Here is a 6,470-nt window from a genome sequence, read left to right on the forward strand (position 1 = left end):
GCTAGGAGCACGCCATGGACTTCGAGCTGACCGAGGAGCAGCAGGCGCTGGTCGAGCTGGTCGACCGGATCCTCGCCGACCACTGCGGCAACGAGCGCCTGGCCGAGCTGGAGAAGGAGGCGCGGGGCGGCGGCGTGGGCTCGGTGCACGACGCGCAGGCCTGGCGGGCGCTCACCGCGGCCGGCGCGGTCGGCGCGCTCCTGCCCGAGCCCGACGGCGGCGGCCTCGGCGTGCTGGGCCTGGCGCTGCTGGCCGAACAGGCCGGCCGGTACACCGCCTACGTCCCGGTGGTGGCGGCGATCGCGCTCGGCGCGCTGCCCCTGGCCCGGTTCGGCGGCCACGACGAGCTGCTCGCCGAGGTGGCCGACGGCACCAAGCTGGTGACGGCGGCGCTGGAGGAGCCCGGCGAGCCGGCCTCGCTCACGACCACGGCGCGCCGCGACGGCGACCGCTTCGTCCTCGACGGCGCCAAGACCATGGTCCCGTACGGCGACCTGGCCGACAGCGTCCTGATCCCGGCGGCCCTGGACGGCGAGCCCGCCCTGTTCCTCGTCCCGCGCTCGGCGCTGACGGTGACGCCGCTGCTGGCCACCGGCCTGCAGCCGTACGCCGACCTCGAGCTCGAAGCCGCGGCGGTCCCCGAGGCGGCGCTGGTCGCCCGCGGCGCCGACGCCGTCGACCGGCTCCGCGACCTGGGCGACCTGGCGCTGGCCGCCGAGGCCGCCGGCGTCTGCGCGGAGGCGGTCGCGATGACGGCCCGCTACACCAGCGGCCGCAAACAGTTCGGCGAGCCGATCGCCTCGTTCCAGGCGGTGGCCCAGCGGGCGGCCGACGCCCACATCAACGCCCAGGTGCTGCGGCTGACGATGCTGCGTGCGGCGTGGCTGCTGGACGACGAGGCACGGGGCGGGGACCCGGAGCCGCGCGAGGAGATCTCCGCCGAGGTCGCCGTCGCCAAGTTCCACGCCGGCGACGCCGGCTCCCGCGTCCTGCACGCCGCGCAGCACCTGCACGGCGGGATCGGCGTCGACACCGATTACCCGCTGCACCGCTACTTCGTGCGCGGCCAGCAGATCGAGCAGACCCTCGGTACCGCGACCCGCCAACTCCTCCGCATCGGCGCACACCTCGCAGAGTAAGGACTCCCCATGCAGTTCAACCTCGCGGACCTGTTCGAGAGCGTCGTCGACAAGATCCCCGAGAAGGAGGCGCTGGTCGTCCGGGGCGTGAAGCGCTGGACATACCGGGAACTGGACCGCGAGGCCAACCGCCTGGCCCATTTCCTGTTGGCCCGCGGGGTCGGCGTTGGCGACCACGTCGGCATGCACATGTACAACGGGTCAGAGTACGTGGTCGCGGTGCTGGCGTGCCTGAAGATCCGCGCCGTGCCGATCAACATCAACTACCGCTACCTCGCCGACGAGCTGCGGTACCTCTACAACGACGCCGATCTCGTCGCGGCGGTGGTCGACGTCGAGTTCGGGGACCGGCTCGAGGCCGTCAGGGCCGAGACGCCGAAACTGAAGACGGTCGTCTCGGTCGGCGGCACGCTGCCCGAGGCCGTCACCTACGAGGACGCGGTCGACGGGCAGCCGGACGACCGCGAGGGCCTGCTCCCGTCCGGACCCCGCTCCGCCGACGACCTCTACATCATCTACACCGGCGGCACCACGGGGATGCCGAAGGGTGTGATGTGGCGGCACGAGGACATCTTCTACGCGGGCATGGCCGGCGGGCGTCCTTACGGCGAGCCGATGAAGGCCCCCTCCGAGGTAGCCGGCAGCATCGACCCCGCGGCGGGCCAGCTCTCGACGTTCCCGGTGGCGCCCCTCATGCACGGCGCCGCGCAGCTGGCCACGTTCATCAGCTTCAACATGGGGCAGAAGGTGGTCCTGAACCGGAAGTTCGACGCCCACGAAGTGCTCCTGACCGTCGCCGAGGAGAAGGCGAACGTCATCTCCATGGTCGGCGACGCCATGGGCCGTCCGCTGGCCGAGGCGCTGGCCGGCCCGCTGGCCGGGACCGACATGAGCAGCCTGATCGTGGTCAGCTCCGCCGGGGCCATCCTGTCCGAGGCGGTCCGCGAGCAACTCCAGTCGCAACTCCCCGACGTCCTCATCCGGGACAACTTCGGTTCCACCGAGAGCGGCTTCAACGGCGACGCGGCCCCGGGCAGCGGCCCGGCCGGCGGCATGCGCTTCACGGTCAACGAGCGCACCACGGTCTACCTCGACGAGGAGAAGCGCCCGGCCACCCCCGGCGACGGGAAGGTGGGCCGCGTGGCGCAGCACGGCAACGTGCCCCTGGGCTACTACAACGACCCGGTGAAGACGGCCGAGACGTTCTTCGAGCACGACGGGCGCCGCTGGGTGCTGCTCGGCGACCTGGGCACGCTGGAGGCGGACGGCTCCGTCTCGGTGCTCGGCCGCGGCTCGCAGTGCATCAACACCGGCGGCGAGAAGGTCTTCCCGGAGGAGGTGGAGGCAGTCCTGAAGTCCCATCCCGGGGTCTTCGACGCGATCGTCGCCGGCGCCCCGGACGAGCGTTTCGGCAACCGCGTGGCCGCGGTCGTCCAGCTGCGCGCCGACGGCGCCGAGGCCCCCTCCGACGCCGAGCTGGAGGAGTTCTGCAAGTCCAGATTGTCCGGTTACAAGGTCCCCCGGCTCCTGGTCCGGGTGGCGGATATACGACGCTCGCCGAGCGGCAAGCCGGACTATCCCTGGGCCAAGGACCTGGTCACACAGGCCGCGCGCACCGCATGATGAGAGACGGCTCACACCGCCTCGAATTCCAGTTGACAGCTCCGCACATCCCGCCACTGGACCTATGCCGACGAGGTGACTTACGCTAACGTAACCTACGTACCCGTAAGTTTCGGGCCCGTAGGACCGTCCCCCTAAGGCCCGTCCGCCAGGCCTGAACGTGTAGGAGCAGCCCCGATGACCGTCACCGACCTGCCCCGGCAGGGCCGCCCCGGCACGCCCCGGCTGACCGAGACCGCCCTGCTCACCGAGCTGGAGCAGGTCGTGGCCGCCAACCTCGACCGCCACTTCGCCACGGCGAAGGAGTGGTTCCCCCACGAGTACGTCCCGTGGAGCGCGGGCGAGACCTTCGACGGCCCGCTCAACGGCACGCCGTGGTCCCCGGACCAGAGCCGCATGCCCGAGATCGCGCGGATCAGCCTGGTCCTCAACCTCATGACCGAGGACAACCTGCCCAGCTACCACCGCGCCATCGCCGTCCAGTTCGGCCAGGACGGCGCCTGGGGCACCTGGGTGCACCGCTGGACCGCCGAGGAGGGCCGGCACGGCATCGCGATCCGCGACTACCTGCTGACCACCCGCGCCGTGGACCCGGTGGCGCTGGAGCGCGAGCGCATGACGCACATGTCGAACGGCTACAGCCAGCCCGACAGCTACGACGCGCTGCACTCGATCGCCTACGTGAGCTTCCAGGAACTGGCCACCCGCATCGCGCACCGCAACACCGGCAAGATGAGCGGCGACCCGGACTGCGAGCGCATGCTGGCCCGCATCGCGCAGGACGAGAACCTGCACATGCTCTTCTACCGCAACCTGCTGGGCGCCGCCTTCGAGCTCGACCCGGACCAGGCCATGCGCGCGGTGGCGAACGTGGTGCGCGAGTTCCAGATGCCGGGCTCGGGCCTGCAGGACTTCGGCCGCAAGTCGGTGATGATCGCCAAGGCCGGGATCTACGACCTGCGCATCCACCACGACGAGGTGCTCATGCCGGTGCTGCGCCAGACGCGCGCGCTGGAGCGGTCCGATCTGGGCCCGGACGGTGAGATCGCGCGCGCCGAACTGGTGGAGTTCCTGAACGGACTCGACTGCGCCGCGACCCGGTTCTGCGAGAAGCGCGAGGCGCTGCTGGCGAAGCAGGCCGCCCGGCGGGGCTGAGCCCGGGCTCCGACCGACGACGGCCCGCCGCGAAAAAATCTAAAGCAGAACCCTAAAGTCATCCGCCGAAGGTGCCGATACCTCTAGTAAGCGGTTCGGCCCCGGCGACGCCCACGTACCTGCCCTCCGTGAGCTCGCCGCCGCCGGACCTGCCTCCTGGTAGCAGGTCCCCGACAGGTTGCCCCCCGGCCTGTCGGGGACCGGTTCGCGAGCGCGGTCCTTATCAGGGCACGAGGATCAGCTTCCCGCGCGCGCCGCCGGCCGCCATCCGCCGGTGCGCCTCGGCGGCGTCCGTCAGGGGAAGAAGCGCCGCGATCCGCGGCCGCAGAATCCCTTGCGCCGCCGACCGCGACAGCTCCGCGAGGCTCCCGACGGTCTCGTCCACGAACACCGTGACCGGTTCGATCCCGCGCGCCGCCGTGAACTGGCCGCCCGGGATCCAGAACTCCGGCACGATCGTCGCGTAGCGGCCGCCGTCCTTCACCCGCGCGAACGCGGCCAGCGCGGCCTCGGCACCGGCCACGTCGAGGGCGGCGTCCACGAACCCGGTGTCTACGAGCCGGGTGTCCACGAGCCCGGCGTCCGCCCCTTCCCCTTCCAGGGAAACGACTTCCACTCCCCGCGCCTTGGCCAACTGCTCCACGAAGCGCCCCACCGCGCTGCTCACCCGATTGACCAGCAGCCTCTCCCCTGCCACCATCGCCAACCGCGCCAAAGCACTTTGGGCTGTCAGCCCCGCGAGCGGAAGCGCCGCCGCCCGGCCCCAGTCCTCATCGCCCGCGGTCGCCCAGTCCACCGAGCCGGGCGCCTCGGCGACCAGACTCTCCGGCAGCGTCACGAACTCCGCGTACGCCCCGACCTGGGTCTTGGTGTGCGCCGTGTACGCGATCACCGCCGTCCCCGCGGGGAATCGCGCCGTCCCGTGCTCCACCACACCGGCCACGTCGTAGCCGGGCACGACCGGCATCCGCACCGGATCCGGCCACACGTAGCGTCCATCGCGCATCCCCAGGTCGGCCGGGTTCACCGCCGCGGCCTTGACGCGTATCAGGACGTCGCCTTCTCCGGGCTCGCGGATCTCGATGCGTGCCGGAACCAGGTTCTCGAAGCCGCCGAACTCGTGCACCGCCATCGCGTTCATCATCGTCATGCCCCGAAGCTACGAGCGCCGGGGCCGCGGGTCCTTGACCCGGATCAAGCGGTGACGAAAGTCCTCCGCCGGATCCGGCTCAGTGCCTCCGGCGTCACGCCTATATAGGCGGCGACCTGTGAGAGCGGTATCCGTGGGGCGATCGCGGCGTACTGTTCCAGAAACGACCGGTACCGCTCGGTCGCGTCGTCCAGCAGGAGCGTCCGATTACGGAGCTCGGCGGTGACGAACTTCATCTCCGTCAGCCGCGCCAGGAGGTCCCGCCATCCCGCGTGGCGCTCGCCGAGCTCGGCCACCACGCCGGGCGGGATCGCCAGGTACCACGTCCGCTCCAACGCCTGGATCGCCAGGTCGGAGATCGACGTCGTCAGGGCCGCCCGGTACGGACACACCAGGGTGTCCGCCGTCCCGAACGAGTTGACCCGCTCGCGACCGTCGCGTCCGGAGAAGACCTGCCGCACCAATCCGTCGAGGATGAAGCTGGACGCCGCATCCGCGTCCCCGGCCCGCGCCAGGTACTCCCCCTTCTCCACCTTCGCCACCCGGAACCGGCGGGCCGGTTCCAACTCCTCGTCCGGCATCCCCGGCACCCACCGCCGGGTGAACGCCGCGAACCGCTCATAGGGATCCACGAGAGGAACAAGCCGCGCCGCCCCGCGACGATTCCCGTTCCCGGAAAGCCGGAATGCCCGCCGACATGGCTCAGGACACGTCAGCGGGCAATCGGCTTATTCGGACCTACTTGATCGACCCGGCCGTCAGGCCGTCGACGACCTTGCGCTCGATCAGTCCGAAGAGCACGATCACCGGGATGGTCGCGATGACCGTACTGGCGAACAGGTGCCCGTAGTCCACCGTGTACTGCCCGATGTAGTTGTCCACCGCCACCGACAACGGCGCCTTGTCGGGGCTCGTCGTCAGGGTCAGCGCCACGATGAACTCGTTCCACGCCGCGATGAACGTGAAGATCAGCGCGGTCACGATGCCCGGCATCGCCAGCGGGATGGTCACCCGCCGGAACGCGCCGAACCGCGTCGCCCCGTCGATCATCGCCGCCTGCTCCAGCTCCGCCGGGATGGCCGCGAAGTACGCCGACAGGATCCACACCGCGAACGCCAGGTTGAAGCCCGCGTCCACCATGATCAGCGCCCAGACCGAGTCGATCAGGCCCAGGTCGCGCATCTCGCCGTAGATGCCGACGACCATCGCCGTCGGCTGGAACATCTGCGTGATCAGCACCAGCACCAGGAACGCCTTGCGGCCCCGGAACCGCTTGCGCGCGGTGTAGTACGCGGCCGGCAGCGCCACCAGCAGCACCAGGAACGTGGCGCCGAACGCCACCTCCAGAGTGATCCGCATGTTGGTGCCGAAGCTCGACGTCCCGGAGAACACCGAGGTGAAGT

General features: G+C 70.7%; 6 protein-coding genes. 3 read left to right on the forward strand and 3 right to left on the reverse strand.

Annotated elements, in window-relative coordinates; all coding sequences use genetic code 11:
• Positions 1–14 precede the first annotated feature (14 nt).
• From ABD466_RS40315 to ABD466_RS40325, 3 genes are all read left to right on the forward strand, one after another.
• Positions 15–1,139, forward strand: coding sequence for an acyl-CoA dehydrogenase family protein (locus ABD466_RS40315; protein ID WP_344662578.1), 1,125 nt, complete (start codon positions 15–17; stop codon positions 1,137–1,139).
• A gap of 9 nt (positions 1,140–1,148) precedes the next feature.
• Positions 1,149–2,762: an acyl-CoA synthetase gene (locus tag ABD466_RS40320; protein ID WP_344662579.1), complete on the forward strand. Its 1,614-nt coding sequence runs from the start codon at positions 1,149–1,151 to the stop codon at positions 2,760–2,762.
• A 177-nt stretch (positions 2,763–2,939) separates the two neighbouring features.
• A complete protein-coding gene (locus ABD466_RS40325; RefSeq protein WP_344662580.1) occupies positions 2,940–3,917 on the forward strand; it encodes an acyl-ACP desaturase in 978 nt (325 codons plus the stop codon).
• Between the two features lie 223 nt (positions 3,918–4,140).
• On the opposite strand, the gene ABD466_RS40330 is transcribed toward ABD466_RS40325, so the two are convergent.
• The 3 genes from ABD466_RS40330 to ABD466_RS40340 form a co-directional block, all read right to left on the reverse strand.
• Positions 4,141–5,067: an NADP-dependent oxidoreductase gene (locus tag ABD466_RS40330; protein WP_344662581.1), complete on the reverse strand. Its 927-nt coding sequence runs from the start codon at positions 5,065–5,067 to the stop codon at positions 4,141–4,143.
• Between the two features lie 44 nt (positions 5,068–5,111).
• Positions 5,112–5,699 (reverse strand): Crp/Fnr family transcriptional regulator, encoded by a 588-nt coding sequence (locus tag ABD466_RS40335; RefSeq protein WP_344662582.1) that lies wholly within the window; start codon positions 5,697–5,699, stop codon positions 5,112–5,114.
• Positions 5,700–5,805: 106 nt separating this feature from the next.
• Positions 5,806–6,470, reverse strand: a 665-nt coding sequence (locus ABD466_RS40340) for a carbohydrate ABC transporter permease (protein WP_344662583.1), incomplete at its 5' end; no start/stop codon positions are given.

The sequence above is a fragment of the Catenulispora subtropica genome, assembly GCF_039531675.1.
Taxonomy (GTDB): Bacteria; Actinomycetota; Actinomycetes; order Streptomycetales; family Catenulisporaceae; genus Catenulispora; species Catenulispora subtropica.